The sequence below is a fragment of the Novosphingobium sp. BL-A-41-Hi4B-X5A genome (assembly GCF_055521705.1).
On sequence record NZ_CM145500.1, the window covers coordinates 118,980 to 135,514 of the forward strand.

The following is a 16,535-nucleotide window of genomic DNA, read 5'->3' on the forward strand; positions in this document are numbered from 1 at the left end:
CAATTGCGGAAAGTCGGGCGCGTGGTCCGGTCACACGCGACAAACTGTTACGCAAATGTCAGGCGGCAGGCGTGCTGCAGTGCTGCACCAGCTCGCGCAGGTCGCGCGCCGCGCTGTCGCCGACAAGGTTGGGGTCGGGGCTGTCGATCACGATTGTGTCGCCCTTGGCCCGCAGCCGCACCTGGCCGAGCACCCGCGCCGATCCCGCGCTCAGGCGTCGGCACAACCGCGCCGCATGGCCCAGCGTCCGCGCCTCGAACAGCAGGTCCTGCGAGGCGAGGGCGCTCCATGGCACCTGGCCGGCACCGCCCTTGCCAAGGCTCGCGCGCAAGGCGCTGGCCAGCGCGGCGCGCCCGGCGTTGTCCACGCCCACCCAGCGCTTCTGCAGGCCCCATTCCGTCGGCAGCTCACGCCGCAGGTTGGGCTCGACCCGGCCCGCAGCCAGGCACAGCATCACCGCCGCCCGCCCGACCGGAGTCTCCGCCAGCGGCGCAACCTCCTTTATCGCCGCCACCGTCGCCTCGACCAGCGCCGCATCGACGCCCATTGGCTCCACGAAGGCGCTGACACCGGCAAGCAACGGGTCCTCGCGCTGCGCCGCGTCGGGCAGCGACCCGAACAGCACGCCCTCGCGCAGGCCCCATGACGAGAACACGATGCCCTTTGGCTCCAGCTTCTGCAGCAGCACCGCCAGCAATGCCGCCGCGTCGGGAATGCTCGCCGCGCGGCTCGCCGAAACGCCATCGATCTGCCGCAGCGCCTGCCCCCGCCGCGCAAACCGCTTGGCCAGCTCCAGCGCCTTGGCGGCATCGAGCGCAAAGCCGTGCGTATCGTCCAAAGGCCAGCCCAGCTGCACCATCATTGCGCGGCCCAGCGCGCGCATCGATCCGCCGACGAGGTAGAGCGTCGCCTCAGGCTCGGCGACCCAATCCGCCCCCGCCAGCATTCGGCTGATTTCGCGCACGAACACCCGGTCGCCCCGCGCCCGCAACGGCGGCAGGCGTAGCGAGCCCAGCGGCAGGCTCACCCCATGGCTCGTCCCGCCATCGGCAATATCGACCAGTTCGAGACTGCCGCCGCCGAGGTCCCCGACGATGCCCGAGGCCCCCGGAAAGGCACCAAGCACGCCCGTCGCGCTGGTCTCGGCTTCCTCGACGCCCGAGAGCAATCGCGGTTCAAAGCCGATCTCGCGAATGCGCGCCAGAAACTCCGGCCCGTTGGTCGCATCGCGCGCCGCCGCCGTCGCCACCACGTCGACGCGCGGCACTTGCGCCAGATCGATCAGCGCCTTGTAGCGCCGCAGCGCCGCCAGCACGCTGTCCACCGCCTTGTCGGAAAGCCGGCCCGTCTCGGCCACATGCTTGCCAAGCTTGGCTGTCACCTTCTCATTGAGCAGCGTCACGGGAGCACGCGGCGGCCCGCCATAGACCACCAGCCGCACGGTGTTGGAGCCGATGTCGATGATCGCGCGCGATTGCGCCCAATCGTAGATGGTGGTTTGAGCCTTCACTCAGCCACGGTTAGCCGCGCCGCGCCGCAACGCAAGCTTTGGAACCTTTCTTCCCTTGGAAAGCGCTGCACCACGCCCGGAAAGCGACGGGTTGGTCATGAAATAGCCGTGGAGGTTGAACGAGGGGTCGCCCTTCTCGAACCGCTCGTACTCGCCGTCCGGTCCCAGTTCCCAGCTCTGTTCGGTATCCAGCAGGTTGGCCAGCATCACCTGGTCGAGGATCTGATCGTGCACCGTCGGGTTCTTGACCGGCACCAGCACTTCCACCCGCCGTCCCATGTTGCGGCTCATCCCGTCGGCCGAGGAGATGAACACCCGCGCCCGCTTGTTGGGCAGGTTGGACCCGTTGCCGAAAGCCCAGATGCGGCTGTGCTCAAGGAACCGCCCGATGATCGACTTCACCTCGATCGTCTCCGAAAGCCCCGGCACGCCAGGCTTGAGGCAGCAGATCCCGCGCACCACCAGCCGGATCTCCACGCCCGCCATGCTGGCAAGATAGAGTCGGTCGATCAGGTCAGGGTCGGTCAACTGGTTGAGCTTGGCCCAGATCGTGGCGGGACGGCCCTTGCGCGCCAGCGTGACTTCACGCTCGATGCATTCGTACAGCCGCTCGCGCAGGTTGATCGGACTGATCGCCAGCAGTTCGGTCTGCTTGGGCTCGACATAGCCGGTGACGAAGTTGAACAGCTGCCCGGCATCACGGCCCATGCGCGGGTCGGCAGTGAAGAATGACAGGTCGGTATAGATGCGCGCGGTGACCGGATGATAGTTGCCGGTGCCGAAGTGGCAGTAGGTGCGATATCCGCCACCTTCACGCCGCACCACCATGCTCACCTTGGCGTGAGTCTTCCAGTCGACGAAGCCGTAGATCACCTGAACGCCCGCGCGTTCAAGCTGCGCGGCCCACATCAGGTTCTGCTCCTCGTCGAAGCGGGCCTTGAGTTCGACCACTGCCGTCACTGACTTGCCGGCCTCTGCCGCCGCGATCAGCGCTGCGATCACGGCGGACTGTTTCCCGGCGCGATAGAGCGTCTGCTTGATCGCCACCACGTCGGGATCGGCCGCAGCCTGCCGCAGGAAGTCGATCACCACCTCGAAGCTCTCGTAAGGGTGGTGGATCACCAGATCCTTCTCGCGGATGGCAGAGAAGCAATCACCGTCATGTTCGAGAATGCGTTCGGGGTAGCGCGGGTTGTAGGGATCGAACTTCAGATCCTGCCGGTCCTCCTCGATCACCGCAGAAAGCCCGCTGATCGCCAGCAGGCCCCGGCTCTTGATCACCAGCGCATGATCGAGCCGCAATTGCTCGCGCAGCAGTTTTTCGGCAGCGGCATCGAAGTTTTCCTGCAAGTGCAGCAGGATCACCTTGCCGCGCCGCCGCCGCTGGATCGCAGTACGGAAGTAGCGGACGAGGTCCTCGGCGTCTTCCTCCACTTCGATGTCACTGTCGCGCAGCACGCGGAACGTGCCGTCGCCCAGGATCTTGAAGCCGGGAAACAGCAGCGTCGCATGGCGCCGCACCAGTTCCTCGATCCCCATCCACGAAGCCCGGCTACCCGGCAGACGGACGAAGCGAGGCAGAGCAGGCGGGATCAGGATCATTTCCGTCACCGCCGCGCCGTCGGCGGTGCGCTGCAGCTGGAACAGGATTCCGGTGCCCTGATTGGCGATGAAGGGGAAGGGGTGCGCCGGATCGATCGCCTGTGGCGTCAGCACCGGAACCACGTGCTCCTCGAAATAGTCGCGCAGCCACTCGGCTTCGCCCTTGTTCAGGGCATCGTTGTCGATGATGCGAATGCCGGCATCGGCCAGTTCGTCCTTGAGATCGGCCAGCACGTCCTGCTGCGCGTCGATCAGGTTCTTCACCGCATCGAGCAGCGCGCCCAGCTGCTGCTGCGGGGTCTGCCCGTCGATCGAAAGCTCGTCGATCTGGCGGCGCACCTGCGCGGCGATTCCCGCCACGCGAACCATCATGAACTCGTCAAGGTTGCTGCCGCTGATCGAAAGGAACCGCAGCCGCTCCAGCAGAGGGTAATCCGGGTTGATCGCCTCGGCCAGCACGCGGCGGTTGAAGGCCAGCCAGCTCAGCTCGCGATTGAAGAACCGCTCCTGCACGGGCGGCAAGCCTTCGATGTGCGTTGGAATTTCCCCTGCCGACATTACCAGAGCCATTGCGCATCTCGCGTTACAGTCCCGTGACAGTCCTGTTCCGGATGATTGCTGTCAACCAATCGTCACGCAGATGTCGCTGATCTGACGCCGAATCTCCATCATCCTGCAACAGCGCGCGCCTAGCAGGCCCTCGCCACACCGATGTGGTCTATGAGGGATAACACCATGCGTATCGTCGCCGTGCTGCTTGCCAGCACTTCGCTCATCGCTGCTCCTGCCTTTGCTGCGGAAGAAGTTGCGCCTGCCGCTGAAGCCGCCATGGCTGCGGACTCTGCCAATGCCGAGATCGTCGTCCTCGGCTCGGGCCAGACCCGCCAGGTGCAGGAACTCTCCACGCAAGAGCTGACCATCCTCGCCTCGGGCACCAGCCCCTTGAAGGCCATCGAAAAGCTGCCCTCGGTCAACTTCCAGTCGGCCGACGCTTTCGGCAACTATGAATGGTCGACCCGCGTCACCATCCGCGGCTTCAGCCAGAACCAGCTCGGCTTCAACCTCGATGGCATTCCGCTGGGCGACATGTCCTATGGCAACGCCAATGGCCTGCACATCAGCCGCGCGATCAGCCCTGAAAACATCGGCGTCACGCGCGTCAGCCAGGGTTCCGGCTCCATCGCCGCGCAGTCGACCAACAACCTCGGCGGTACGCTTGAATTCTTCTCGGTCGATCCCAAGGACGTGCTCGGTGCCGACGTTTCGGCATCCTACGGTTCGGCGGAAACATACCGCGGTTTCGCCCGTGTCGCGCTGGGAACGGCAGACGGCGCGCGCGGCTATGCATCGGTCCAGTATCAGGATGGCAAGAAGTGGAAGGGCGATGGCAAGCAGCGCACTTTCATGGCCAACGCCAAGGCCGTGCTGCCGCTGGGCGAAACCGTCGATCTCGATGGCTACATCAGCTATTCCGACCGCGCCGAGCAGGACTATCAGGATCTCAGCCTCGAGATGATCGATCGTCTCGGCTATGACTGGGACAACTTCGGCCCCTCGCGCTATGCCGAAGCCATCAACATTGCCGATATTGCCGCAAATACGGGCTACAGCGGCGTCACGCCGACCAACCCCGCTGCTGGCACGACCTATCCGTCGCCGTTCGTCATCGCCGATGATGCCTATTACGATGCTTCGGGCCTGCGCAAGGATACGCTCGCCGCACTTGGCCTGACCATCCAGACCGGCGATACCGGCAAGTTCGCGATCAAGGGCTATTACCATGAGAACGACGGGCAGGGCACCTGGGGCACGCCGTATCTGGCCAGCCCCTCGGGCGTGCCGATGTCGATCCGCACGACCGAATACGACATCAAGCGCACGGGCGTGTTTGCCTCGTGGACGGGCGAACTCGGCTTCAACAAGCTTCTCGTCGGCGGTTGGTACGAAAAGAACGACTTCATCCAGTCGCGCCGCTTCTATGGCTATGAAAGCCGCACCAATCCGGGCCGCGATCACCTCGATTTCCAGCGCAACCCGTTCTTCACGCAGTGGTCCATCGCGTTCGAAACCGACACGCTGCAGTACTACGTGTCGGATGACATCGACCTTGGCGATCTCAAGGTGAACCTCGGCTGGAAGGGCTACTCGGTCGACACCAACGCTTTTGCGCTGGTCAACACCAACAGCCGCGCTACCGGTGACCTCAAGGTCGAGGACTGGTTCCAGCCGCATGTCGGCCTGAACTACAAGTTCGGCAACGGTCTCGAAGCCTTTGCGGGCTTCACGCAGGTGACGCGCGCCTATCAGGCTTCCACCACCAGCGGCCCGTTCTCGTCAACGCAGGCTGGCTTCGATGCGATCAAGAACACGATCAAGCCGGAAAGCTCGGACACCTACGAGGCAGGCTTGCGGTACAACACCGGTATCGTGAACGCCTCGCTCGCTGGCTACTATGTCGATTTCCGCGATCGCCTGCTGGTCATCCCCACTTCGCTCGGCATCGTCGGAGCCACCAACGCCCTGCAGAACGTCGGCTCGGTCCGCGCGCTCGGCATCGAAGCGGCGGTGGACGTGAAGTTGCCCGGCGGCTTCGGCGCCTTCGCTTCCTATAGCTACAACGATACCACCTATCGCGATGACGTCGTCATCACCGCAGGCGGCGTTACCACGATCCGTCCCACCAAGGGCAAGACCGTGGTAGATACTCCCAAGCACCTCCTGCGCGGCGAACTGTCCTATGACAGTGACACCGTGTTCGGTCGGGTCGGGGTAAACTGGATGTCGAAGCGTTACTTCACCTACCTGAACGACCAGTCGGTGCCGGGCCGCGCGCTCGTCGATGCCACGATTGGCTATCGCGTGGACATCGGCCAGCGCCAGCCAATCGAACTGCAAATCAATGCGGTGAACCTGTTCGACAAGCGCTATGTGGCCACCATCGGCTCCAACGGCTTCGGCTTCAGCGGTGACAACCAGACCCTGCTCGCGGGCGCGCCACGGCAGGTCTTCGTCACGCTCAAGGCGGGCTTCTGATGATGCGCGGCCTTTCAACCGCAAAGGCCGTGATTGCGGGCGTCGTGCTGCTGGGCAGCACGGCGCCTGTCGTCGCCAAGGCCCAAGAAGCGGGCAAGCCTGTCCTGCTGATCTCGATCGACGGACTGCGTCCCGGCGACGTGCTGGAAGCGGAAAAGCGCGGTCTCAAGGTGCCGAACTTGCGCCGGTTTCTGAAGGAAGGGGCCTATGCCACTGGCGTCATGGGCAATCTGCCCACCGTCACTTATCCCAGCCACACCACGCTGATCACTGGCGTCGCCCCGGCCAGGCACGGGATCGTCAGCAACACCACCTTCGATCCCAGGCAGGTCAACTACGGTGGCTGGTACTGGTATGCGCAGGACATTAGTGCGCCAACGCTGTGGGATGCGGCGAGGGCGGCGGGCCTCAGCACCGCCAACGTCCACTGGCCGGTCAGCGTCGGCGTCAAATCGCTCACCTGGAACATGCCGCAGATCTGGCGCTCGGGCCACGGCGATGATCGCAAGCTGATCCGCGCGCTCGCCACCGATGGCCTCTATGATGAACTCGAACACGATTGCGGCGCCTATGCCGACGGCATCGACGAAGGCGTCGACGCCGACGAGAACCGCACAAAGTTCGCCGTCCGCCTGATCGAGACGAAGAAGCCCGATTTCCTTACGGTGTACCTCGCCGCGCTCGACCATGAGGAGCACCTCCACGGCCCCGGCAGCGCCGAAGCCAACGCCGTACTCGAACGTCTCGACACTGCAGTTGGCAAGCTTGTCAGCGCCGAACTCGCCGCGCGGCCCGATGCCACGATCGCCTTGGTAAGCGACCACGGCTTCGTCGCCACCGACACCGAAGTGAACCTGTTCCGCCCGTTCATCGAAGCCGGGCTGATCCGGCTCGGCGCCGATGGCAAGGTCGCGTCATGGGACGCGATGCCTTGGCCCTCGGGCGGCTCCATTGCAGTCGTCCTCGCCCGCCCGGATGATGCCGCGCTCATCGGCCTCGTCGGCGCATTGCTGGAAAAGCTTGCCGCCGATCCGCAGGCGAAGATCGCCAAGGTCATCGGCAAGGCGGAGATCGCCAGGCTCGGCGGCAATCCGCAGGCAAGCTTCTACGTCGATCTCAAGCCCGGCGCACTGGCGGGGAATTTTGCGGCTGATGCGCCGCTGGCAAAGCCTTCACGCTACAAGGGCATGCACGGCTACTTCCCGGCCATGCCTGAGATGCGCTCGACCTTCCTCCTGATGGGGAAGGGCGTGGCAAGGGGGCGCAGCCTGGGTGAGATCGACATGCGCGCGATCGCTCCCACGCTGGCAGAGGTGATGGGGGCGAAGCTGCCCGATGCGCAGGTTCCCGCCCTCAAGATCGGCGGGTAGGCGCAGTTCTGCATTCTCCGGGGAGAGTTGCGCCTCTGCCTCGGAGAGTTGCGGGTGAGTTGCCATGGAGTTGGAAAACTCCCGGTTGGCGCCTGTGTTGCTGAAATTTGACGAATATCGAATGCGTTAGCGCGAATCAGCGGTGCCGCTGCAAAGGTCCGGCGCGCATCCCCGCCAACCAATGGTAACCCATGAAACGCGGCCTCTTTCGCACGATCGACAGCTTCCTGGGCGAATGCGCCCGCGTCCACGAAGACGCCGGCGACGCCTTTCCCTACCTCCGTCCCGAACTCTATCGCAGGCTTGGTTTCACCCCGGCTTACGAGGACCTGCCATTCCGGTCAGAAGCCGAAGGCGCACTTCGGCGCACTTCCTGAGGCATGAAAAAAGAGCCCCCGCTTTCGCAGGGGCTCTCAAATTCTCAAGCCAAGGCTTTGGGTTTACACCCTTTCCTTCAGCACTTCGGCCAGCGTCTCGCCCAGCAGGCTGGGCGAGGCGGAGACCTTGATGCCGGCGGCTTCCATCGCCGCGATCTTGCTTTCGGCGTCGCCCTTGCCGCCCGAGACGATGGCGCCGGCGTGGCCCATGCGGCGGCCCGGAGGCGCGGTGCGGCCCGCGATGAAGCCGGCCATCGGCTTCTTGCGGCCACGCTTGGCCTCGTCGATCAGGAACTGCGCGGCCTGCTCCTCGGCGTCGCCGCCGATCTCGCCGATCATGATGATCGACTTGGTCGCCTCGTCGGCCAGGAACAGTTCGAGCACGTCGATGAAGTTGGTGCCGTTGACCGGGTCGCCGCCGATGCCGACAGCCGTGGTCTGGCCGAGGCCGATGGCCGAGGTCTGGAACACCGCTTCATAAGTCAGCGTGCCCGAGCGCGAGACCACGCCGACCGAGCCTTCCTTGAAGATCGAACCCGGCATGATGCCGATCTTGCACTGGTTGGGCGTGAGCACGCCGGGGCAGTTCGGACCGATCAGGCGGCTCTTCGAACCCGACAGCGCGCGCTTGACCTTGACCATGTCGAGCACGGGAACGCCCTCGGTGATCGCCACGATCAGCTCCATCTCGGCATCGATCGCCTCGAGGATGGCGTCGGCGCAGCCCGAAGGCGGCACATAGACGCACGAAGCGGTTGCGCCGGTCACCGCCTTGGCCTCTGCCACGGTGTCGAACTGCGGCAGGCCGATGTGCGTGGTGCCGCCCTTGCCGGGCGTCACGCCGCCAACCATCTGCGTGCCGTAATCAAGCGCCGCCTGCGTGTGGAAGCTGCCGGTCTTGCCGGTCATCCCCTGCGTGATGACCTTGGTGTTCTTGTCGACGAGAATGGACATTATGCGACCTTCCGGACTTCAGCGACGATCTTCTTGGCGGCATCGCCAAGGTCGTTTGCGGGGACGATGGGCAGGCCCGAATTGGCGAGGATGTCCTTGCCCTGCTGGACGTTGGTGCCTTCGAGGCGGACGACGAGGGGAACCTGCAGGTTCACTTCCTTGGCCGCGGCGACGATGCCATCGGCGATGATGTCGCACTTCATGATCCCGCCGAAGATGTTGACGAGAATGCCCTTCACCGCCGGGTCCTTGAGGATGATCTTGAACGCCGCGGTGACCTTCTCGGTCGTCGCGCCGCCGCCTACGTCGAGGAAGTTGGCCGGGAATTCGCCGTTGAGCTTGATGATGTCCATCGTCGCCATGGCAAGGCCGGCGCCGTTGACCATGCAGCCGATGTTGCCGTCGAGCTTGATGTAGGCAAGGTCGTACTTGCTCGCTTCGATCTCGGCCGGGTCTTCCTCGGTCTCGTCGCGCAGCGCCATCACGTCGGGGTGGCGGTAGAGCGAGTTCGAATCGAAGCTCATCTTGGTGTCGAGGACGAGGAGGTTACCGTCCTTGGTTTCCACCAGCGGGTTGATCTCGAGCATGTCGCAATCCAGCGCGACGAAGGCGTTGTAGAGCTGCTCGGCGATCTTGCCGGCCTGCTTGTTGAGATCGCCGGTGAGCTTGAGCGCATAGCCGACAGCGCGGCCGTGGTGCGGCATGAAGCCTTCGGCCGGATCGATCGTGATCGTGGCGATCTTTTCCGGCGTCGAGTGAGCGACTTCTTCGATGTCCATGCCGCCCTCGGTCGAGACGATCATGGCGACGCGGCTCGTTGCGCGGTCAACCACCATCGACAGGTAGTATTCCTTCGCGATATCAACGCCATCGGTGATGTAGAGGCGGTTGACCTGCTTGCCCGCCTCGCCGGTCTGCACCGTGACGAGGGTGTTGCCGAGCATCTCCTTGGCAAAGGCTTCGACTTCCTCGATGCTCTTGGCCAGGCGCACGCCGCCCTTGGCATCAGCGGGGAGTTCCTTGAACTTGCCCTTGCCGCGACCGCCCGCATGGATCTGCGCTTTCACGACATAAAGCGGCCCGGGAAGCTGCTTGGCCGCAGCAACCGCTTCCTCAACCGTCAGCGCCGCAATCCCCGCCGGAATGCCGACACCAAACTTCGCAAGCAGTTCCTTCGCCTGGTACTCATGGACGTTCATTCAACATCTCCTTGGCGCCGAGCGCCATATCGACCACCAGCGTTCAGGGGACACGAAGACCGCTGCCCTTTCAGACTGGTGCAAAGTTCGTGAAGGTGCGCTCACCATCCTGCACTTGCAGCCATCTGGCTGGTCGGACCTCTCCGTTGGTACGGAATTTCCGACAGAACAGGTTAGCCGAGCGGCCTTCCGCGCAGCCTCCGTGCATTCCGGCGGATGGCGTGTCAAATGCAATTCCGCAAACTTGCGAATCTCCGATTTGCAACTATCCCGCACTGCGGCATTGGCCGCTTACGTTACGTTACCTGCACGAAAGACCATATCGCCTCTGGCCAGCGATTCGTGGTTTATGGAAAGATCAGGGACGTATTTTCCTGCAGGACAAACTGCAGACCCTGCCCCTCCGATACGGGGATGCTTTCCATGATGAGCGATCGCAAGGCGGCGCTGGCAGCGCTCGGCCAATCCAATACGCTTACCGTCGAGACGATCCAGTCGGTCCGCCACTGGAATGCGCACCTCTTCAGCTTCACGATCACGCGGCCTGCATCGTTCCGCTTCCGCTCCGGCGAGTTCGTGATGGTCGGCCTGCCGATCGAGGGCAAGCCGCTGCTGCGCGCCTATTCGATCGCCAGCCCGGCCTGGGGCGAGGAGCTCGAGTTCCTGTCGATCAAGGTGCCCGATGGCCCTCTGACGTCACGCCTGCAGCATTGCGAGATCGGCGATCCGGTGCTGCTGGGGCGCAAGCCTACGGGCACGCTGGTTGCCGATGCGCTTACTCCGGGAAAGCGACTTTTCCTGTTCGCCACCGGTACCGGACTTGCACCATTCCTGTCGCTGGTTCGCGATCCCGAGATTTACGAGCGCTTCGGGCAGATCGTCGTAGTCCACTGCGTGCGCGACGTTTCCGACCTTGCCTATCGCGAAGAGCTTGAGGGCCATCTGGCAGGCGATCCGCTGGTGCAGGACCAGGCCCTGCTGCAATTGATCTATGTGCCGACGGTGACCCGCGAGGAGTTCCACACCAAGGGGCGCATTCCGCACCTGATCGAAAACGGCCGGCTGTTCGACGGGCTGCAAGGCCCCGCGGCGCTGGACCCGGCGACAGATCGTGTCATGCTTTGCGGCAGCATGGCAATGATCAAGGGGCTGACGGCGATGCTGGAAGAGCGCGGCTTCGCTGAAGGGTCCAATTCGCGGCCTGCGGACTTCGTGATCGAGAGGGCGTTCGTCGGTTAGGTATTCGCGCGGTATGTGCGCACCGGCAAGAAGAATGAAAAATCGACGGTCTGCCTCGCGCGTAGGTTATGATGGTACTCAACCAATTGAAATGACTGGACCCTGCAGGGCGCGCTGACCGTTTGGAGCACAGACCCCTTGCATGGAGAGCTCCAGATGGATTCGAGCAACCCCAACTACACCACCTCATCTGCCATGAACGGAACGACTGCGACCGGCGGCGATCCCGACGGCGATGTCACCGTTCTCAACACGTTGATTGCCACCTTGCTCGACAGTGTCGAGGGCTACCAGAAGTCGGCCGAGGACCTCGACAACGAGCAGTACCGGCGCATGTTTCTCGACCGGGCGCGCGAGCGTCAGTCGGTTGTCACCAGGCTGCAGGCCGCGGTCGGCCAGCTTGGTGGCAAGCCCGAGGATGACAGCTCGACGATGGGTTCCATCCACCGCGCGTTCGTGGATCTCAAGGCAGCGGTGATGGGCCGCGATGACAAGGCAATCATCAACGAGGTCGAGCGCGGCGAGGACTATCTCAAGGAGAAGTTCGAAACCGCGATGAACAATGCCGACCTTTCAGCAATCGCAAGCCAGGCCGTCAACGAGGCCTGGGGTTCGGTCCGCGAGGGGCACGACCAGATGAGCGCCCTGAAGCATGGACTTGGTGGCTAAGCCAAAAGCCTTTCAACTCAGGCCATCAGCCTAAGTGCCTGCCGGACGATCTCGGGAGCGAGTTCGTCCGGCATTGGCTCCTCCGGGTGGCCGCGCAGCATCGCCCGGTTGGTCTGCAGAGCAAAGCCGAAAATGGCGCTCCAGATCGTGGCGATGCGCAGGCTGCGTTCACGCTCGGACAGGTGCCCCGTGGCGCGCGTGACCTCGCGGCGGAGCATCTGGAAGCCCACCTCCTGTTGGGGAGCGAGCTCAGGCGCAAGCTGCGGGCGAACCAGTTCGCTTTCATACATCAGCGCGAACATGTTCGGATTTGCGGCGGCAAACCGGATGAAGTGCAGCAAGTTGGCGAAGAGCACGTCCTCTGGCGCCTTTGCGACGGCTTGCTCGGTTTCGGCAAACAGCCGACGATAGCCTTCGAGGGCAACCGCAACGAGCAGCGCCCGCCGATCCGGGAAATGGTGATACGGCGCGCCCGGGGAAACGCCGATCTCTTCGGCCAGCTTGCGAATCGACAACCCCTCATGGCCCTCCCGCGCCACGAACGAAAAAGCGGCGGCGAGAAGCTCGCTGCGTAGATCATCGCGGTGCGAAGGCTTGCCTCGCCGTTCCCGTATCGCTGTGTTCCCCGTCATTTCTGCAGCTTTGCTTGGTTTGGCGGCAATGCGCAAGGCGCTTGCACACCCTCTTGCGCTTCTATTGATCATCGATTAATAGGCGCTTTAATAAGCGGTGATCAATAGCGTCAATCCGGACGCCGCCGCAGCAGGAGAGGTTGGCGTGAGCAGCTTCAAGTACGGCGTATCGCTGTACAGCTATACCGACGACTTCGGCACGGTGATGACGCTCGACGATGCGTTCGATCACGTTGCCGACACGGGTTCCACCGGCATCGAAATCCTCGGCGAGACGAGCGTGCCACTCTATCCGGAGCCCCCGGTTGCGTGGATCGACGCCTGGTTTGCCAAGCTTGAGCGCTACCAGCTCGAGCCGACGAACTTCGCCTGCTGGGTCGACACCCGCATCCAGCTTGATCGTAACATGAGTGTCGAAGAGGGCGCGGCGCAGATCGCGCAGGATCTGCGTCTGGCGCACAAGCTGGGCTTCAAGTTTATCCGGCCCAAGTTCGGCGTTATTGATCATGACCTGACGCCCGACCCGATCTGGGAAGGCGCGGTCGAGCGCAATCTCGATCTGGCGCACCAGCTCGATCTGGTGATCCTGCCCGAGATCCATTCGCCGACGCCGATCCGCCATCCCGTCACCGATGCCTATGTGGAGTTCATCGAGCGTACTGGCACGAAGAACTTCGGTCTGATGATCGACACCGGCATCTTCCAGGATCGTCCGATCGATCACTGGGGCGGCGGCATCACCGACGAGATCAAGAAGGGCGCGCTGAGCTTCCTCAACGGCATCAACACGCCGGTCGAGCATCTGGCCGACGTGATCCAGTACGTGCCGTTCATACAGGCGAAGTTCCACAACATCGACGAGAATCTGCACGACCACCAGATCCCGTGGGAGCGCATCGTGCCGATGCTCAAGAAGCTGGGCTACGCCGGTTATCTTTCGAGCGAATACGAGGGCAAGCGCGACCCGTGGGTGGCGATCGAGCAGGTGCGCCGCCAGCACGCGCTGATCCGCAAGCTCGAAGAAGAATACGACGCCGCCAACATGGAGACGGCCAATGCTTGAGCGCAGCCATATCCAGAGCACCGGCTTCCGCAACGTGGGGCCCGAGGGCGCCCGCACCGGCTTCGAGGTGCGCATCCGTCAGGCCAACTACCGCTCCTCGCGGTTGAGCCTGATCGAAGGCGTGGACATCACCGTCGACGGAGTGGTCTATCCGGCCGAGGGCAACCTGTTCCGCCTTGGCGAAAAGGCCTACACCCGCGAGGAGCTGAACGAAGCGACGCAGACGCGCCTCTACGTGGGCGACTACTTCACCGTGGTCGTCCCGAAGGAAGGCGGCCTGACGCGCGGGGTTCATCTCGTCGGCAGCGCGATCCGCTACCGCCACCCCTATTTCCCGCCCGAATTCCAGCCCGCCATCGTCCGCAACGAACGCCACGCGACGATCATCCTGCCCTGACGAGCGCCGCTCAGGGCAAGACGCCGGGCGCGCGGGCCGGCGGGGCAACAGTCTCATCCGCGTTGGTTAAATGAGTGGGAGGATAAGCTCATGAACATTCACAGGAAGACCCGGCTGATCCAGTCGGCATCGGTTGCAGCCATTGCGCTGTTCTCGTCCGTACCGGCCTTTGCGCAGGCGGCCGACGAACAGGCGGCCGATGAGGCCTCGGCGCCAGGCGAGATCATTGTCACCGCACAGCGCCGCAGCGAGAATGTGCTGAAGGTTCCGGTCAGCGTGACCGTGGTCGGAGCAGAGCAGCTGATCCAGCGCGGCGCCAACGATCTCACTGCCGTGACCAAGCTTGCGCCGAGCCTGCAGGTTGCGCAGGACAACACCTTCTCGGTCCGCGGCGTCGGCACGGCCACGTTCTCGAATACCGTCGAAGCCAGCGTGTCGCAGGTGATCGACGATGTGGTGCTCGGCAACCGTGAATATGCCGCCAATGCGTTCTACGACGTTGCTCGCGTCGAAGTGCTGAACGGGCCGCAGGGCCTGCTGTTCGGCAAGAATGCTTCGGCCGGTCTGGTCAACATCACCACCAACAAGCCCAAGCTGGGCGAGTTTTCCTTCAGCGCCGATGGCGAACTCGTGCAGCGTGCGCGCCCGGGCGACGACGGCACCGGCTACCAGATCCGCTCGACCGTCAACGCTCCGCTTGGCGACAAAGCTGCGCTGCGTCTCAACGCCATCTACAGCGATCAGGATCCGATCACTGTCGGCAAGGTCAACCCGAGCGTTCGCAACGACCTCGGTCTCGAGAACCTCGGCCTGCGTGCAAAGCTGCTGTTCGAACCGACCGACAACCTTTCGGTTTATGTCATCGGCGATTACAACCGCCAGCGCGGCATCACTGGCCGCTATGACATCACCTTCCGCCAATTCGGCCCCGGCAGCCAGTACCCGGCACGTGGCCTTGTGGCAGGTACGGAGAACCTGAACTTCGCTGCAGAAGCGCCAAACTTCCGTGACAGCGATACCGGCGGTCTCCAGGCCAACATCAGCCTGCAGCTTGGTAACGGCATGGAGCTGAGCAGCATCACCGCGTGGAAGCAGGCCAAGGTCGACTTCCAGTTCGATTCCGACCAGACGCCGTTCAACTTCTTCAGCTTCAACGGTGCCAACCAGAAGTACGACCAGTACTCGCAGGAACTGCGCCTTGCCCTGCCGAGCGGCAATGCCCTGTCGGGTCAGTTCGGGCTTTATTACTACCGCTCCGTGGGCAACAACTCGGGCTTCCGCGGCGGCAACAACGGCGTTCCCGATTTCGTGGCCGTCGGCTTCCCGTTCTGCATCGGCGCAACCGTCACGGCGGGACCGCCGCCCGCGTGTGGCGTGAACAACCGCTCGTTCCTCGGTCAGGACTTCCAGTACCGCCTGCAGAACGACAGCTACGCTGCGTTCGGCCAGCTCGGCTACCAGCTGACCGACACGTTCAAGCTGACTGCAGGCGCGCGCCTGACCTACGAAAAGGCGCAGATCAACCTGCGGGAGAATTTCGGCAACTACTTCGTCACGCTCGGCGTGAAGAAGAACGTGTCCGACCAGAGCACCGACGCCACCGATCTCAGCTACAAGCTGGGCTTCGATTGGCAGGCGACGCCTGACCTGATGGTCTACGGCTTCTACGGCGAAGGCTTCAAGGGACCGGGCTTCTCGAATACCGCACCTGCTCCAAACGCAGACCTCGCGGTTCGTCCGGAAATTTCGCGCGGCGGCGAACTCGGCATCAAGGGCAAGGCTCTCGACGGCGCGCTGACCTTCAGCCTCTCGGGCTTCTACACGAAGTTCTATGACCTGCAGGTTCAGGCGTTCGTGCAGGCGCTGCGCACCTTCGTGCTCGGCAACGCGGCTACGGCAACGACCAAGGGCATCGACTTCTCGTTCCAGGCACGGCCGTTCGAAGGCCTGACCCTGTCGGGTTCGGCGTCCTATGCCGATGCGACGTTCGACGATTATCCGGGCGCGCAGTGCTACCCGACGCAGACGACCGGCGGTTGCAAGGCCGACATCAACTCGTCGCTGCCTGGCTTCGTTGGCACGTTCAACGCCAAGGGGTACCAGCTGCCGCTGTCCTCGAAGTTCACTGCAACGCTCGGCGCTGAATACGCCGCGCCCATTTCGGAAGGCCTCGAAGCACAGTTCGGCGTTGGCTACTACCACCGCTCGCCGCAGTCGGCCGGCATCGGCGCACCGTTCACCATCCCAACCTGGGATACGATCGACCTGCGTGCCGGCGTGAAGGCGGACAACTGGACCATCAGCCTGTTCTGCAAGAACTGCACGAACGAGATCCGTCCGATCTCGATCGGTTCGGACGGTGGCGATGCCAACCCGGTTGGCGTTGCTCCGCCGGTGCTGACGCTGAACCAGCGTTTCAGCTTTGAATCGGTCCGCACTATCGGCGTTCGTGCGGGCATCAACTTCTGATGTGATAAGGGGTCGCTACTG

At 63.4% G+C, this 16,535-nt stretch carries 13 protein-coding genes; 8 read left to right on the plus strand and 5 right to left on the minus strand.

Annotated features, from left to right (window positions below):
• Nucleotides 1-58: 58 nt before the first annotated feature.
• Nucleotides 59-1,510, minus strand: a complete 1,452-nt coding sequence (locus ACZ1JY_RS00560; protein ID WP_465130012.1) for a Ppx/GppA phosphatase family protein — start codon at nt 1,508-1,510, stop codon at nt 59-61.
• Nucleotides 1,511-3,670 (minus strand): RNA degradosome polyphosphate kinase, encoded by a 2,160-nt coding sequence (locus ACZ1JY_RS00565; RefSeq protein ID WP_465130933.1) that lies wholly within the window; start codon nt 3,668-3,670, stop codon nt 1,511-1,513.
• A gap of 177 nt (nt 3,671-3,847) precedes the next feature.
• Here ACZ1JY_RS00565 and ACZ1JY_RS00570 point away from each other — a divergent pair, with 177 nt between their 5' ends.
• From ACZ1JY_RS00570 to ACZ1JY_RS00580, 3 genes are all read left to right on the plus strand, one after another.
• On the plus strand, nt 3,848-6,145 hold the full coding sequence (locus ACZ1JY_RS00570) for a TonB-dependent receptor (protein WP_465130013.1): 2,298 nt from the start codon (nt 3,848-3,850) through the stop codon (nt 6,143-6,145).
• Nucleotides 6,146-6,147: 2 nt separating this feature from the next.
• Nucleotides 6,148-7,515 carry an alkaline phosphatase family protein gene (locus ACZ1JY_RS00575; protein ID WP_465130934.1) on the plus strand — a complete coding sequence of 456 codons (1,368 nt, stop codon included), beginning with the start codon at nt 6,148-6,150 and terminating at the stop codon, nt 7,513-7,515.
• A gap of 191 nt (nt 7,516-7,706) precedes the next feature.
• A complete protein-coding gene (locus tag ACZ1JY_RS00580) occupies nt 7,707-7,892 on the plus strand; it encodes a hypothetical protein (RefSeq protein WP_118074256.1) in 186 nt (61 codons plus the stop codon).
• A 63-nt stretch (nt 7,893-7,955) separates the two neighbouring features.
• Here the strand turns inward: ACZ1JY_RS00580 and sucD are convergent, their stop codons facing one another.
• Entirely contained in the window at nt 7,956-8,846 is an 891-nt protein-coding gene (sucD, locus tag ACZ1JY_RS00585; RefSeq protein ID WP_118074255.1) for a succinate--CoA ligase subunit alpha, read from the minus strand.
• Nucleotides 8,846-10,045: an ADP-forming succinate--CoA ligase subunit beta gene (gene sucC / locus ACZ1JY_RS00590; protein WP_465130014.1), complete on the minus strand. Its 1,200-nt coding sequence runs from the start codon at nt 10,043-10,045 to the stop codon at nt 8,846-8,848. The genes sucD and sucC overlap by 1 nt, the downstream gene beginning before the upstream one ends.
• Nucleotides 10,046-10,471: 426 nt before the next feature.
• Here sucC and ACZ1JY_RS00595 point away from each other — a divergent pair, with 426 nt between their 5' ends.
• Nucleotides 10,472-11,284 carry a ferredoxin--NADP reductase gene (locus tag ACZ1JY_RS00595; RefSeq protein WP_465130015.1) on the plus strand — a complete coding sequence of 271 codons (813 nt, stop codon included), beginning with the start codon at nt 10,472-10,474 and terminating at the stop codon, nt 11,282-11,284.
• A gap of 156 nt (nt 11,285-11,440) precedes the next feature.
• Nucleotides 11,441-11,953 (plus strand): ferritin-like domain-containing protein, encoded by a 513-nt coding sequence (locus ACZ1JY_RS00600; RefSeq protein ID WP_465130016.1) that lies wholly within the window; start codon nt 11,441-11,443, stop codon nt 11,951-11,953.
• A gap of 17 nt (nt 11,954-11,970) precedes the next feature.
• Here the strand turns inward: ACZ1JY_RS00600 and ACZ1JY_RS00605 are convergent, their stop codons facing one another.
• Entirely contained in the window at nt 11,971-12,621 is a 651-nt protein-coding gene (locus ACZ1JY_RS00605) for a TetR/AcrR family transcriptional regulator (protein ID WP_240344712.1), read from the minus strand.
• Between the two features lie 109 nt (nt 12,622-12,730).
• Here ACZ1JY_RS00605 and ACZ1JY_RS00610 point away from each other — a divergent pair, with 109 nt between their 5' ends.
• The 3 genes from ACZ1JY_RS00610 to ACZ1JY_RS00620 all read left to right on the plus strand — a co-directional run bounded on the left by ACZ1JY_RS00610 (nt 12,731) and on the right by ACZ1JY_RS00620 (nt 16,514).
• The gene (locus ACZ1JY_RS00610) at nt 12,731-13,648 is read left to right on the plus strand and encodes a sugar phosphate isomerase/epimerase family protein (RefSeq protein WP_465130017.1); all 918 of its coding nucleotides are present in this window, start codon (nt 12,731-12,733) and stop codon (nt 13,646-13,648) included.
• Entirely contained in the window at nt 13,641-14,045 is a 405-nt protein-coding gene (locus tag ACZ1JY_RS00615; RefSeq protein WP_118074251.1) for a C-glycoside deglycosidase beta subunit domain-containing protein, read from the plus strand. Before ACZ1JY_RS00610 ends, ACZ1JY_RS00615 begins: the two co-directional genes overlap by 8 nt.
• Before the next feature lie 90 nt (nt 14,046-14,135).
• Nucleotides 14,136-16,514, plus strand: coding sequence for a TonB-dependent receptor (locus ACZ1JY_RS00620; RefSeq protein WP_465130018.1), 2,379 nt, complete (start codon nt 14,136-14,138; stop codon nt 16,512-16,514).
• Nucleotides 16,515-16,535 lie beyond the last annotated feature (21 nt).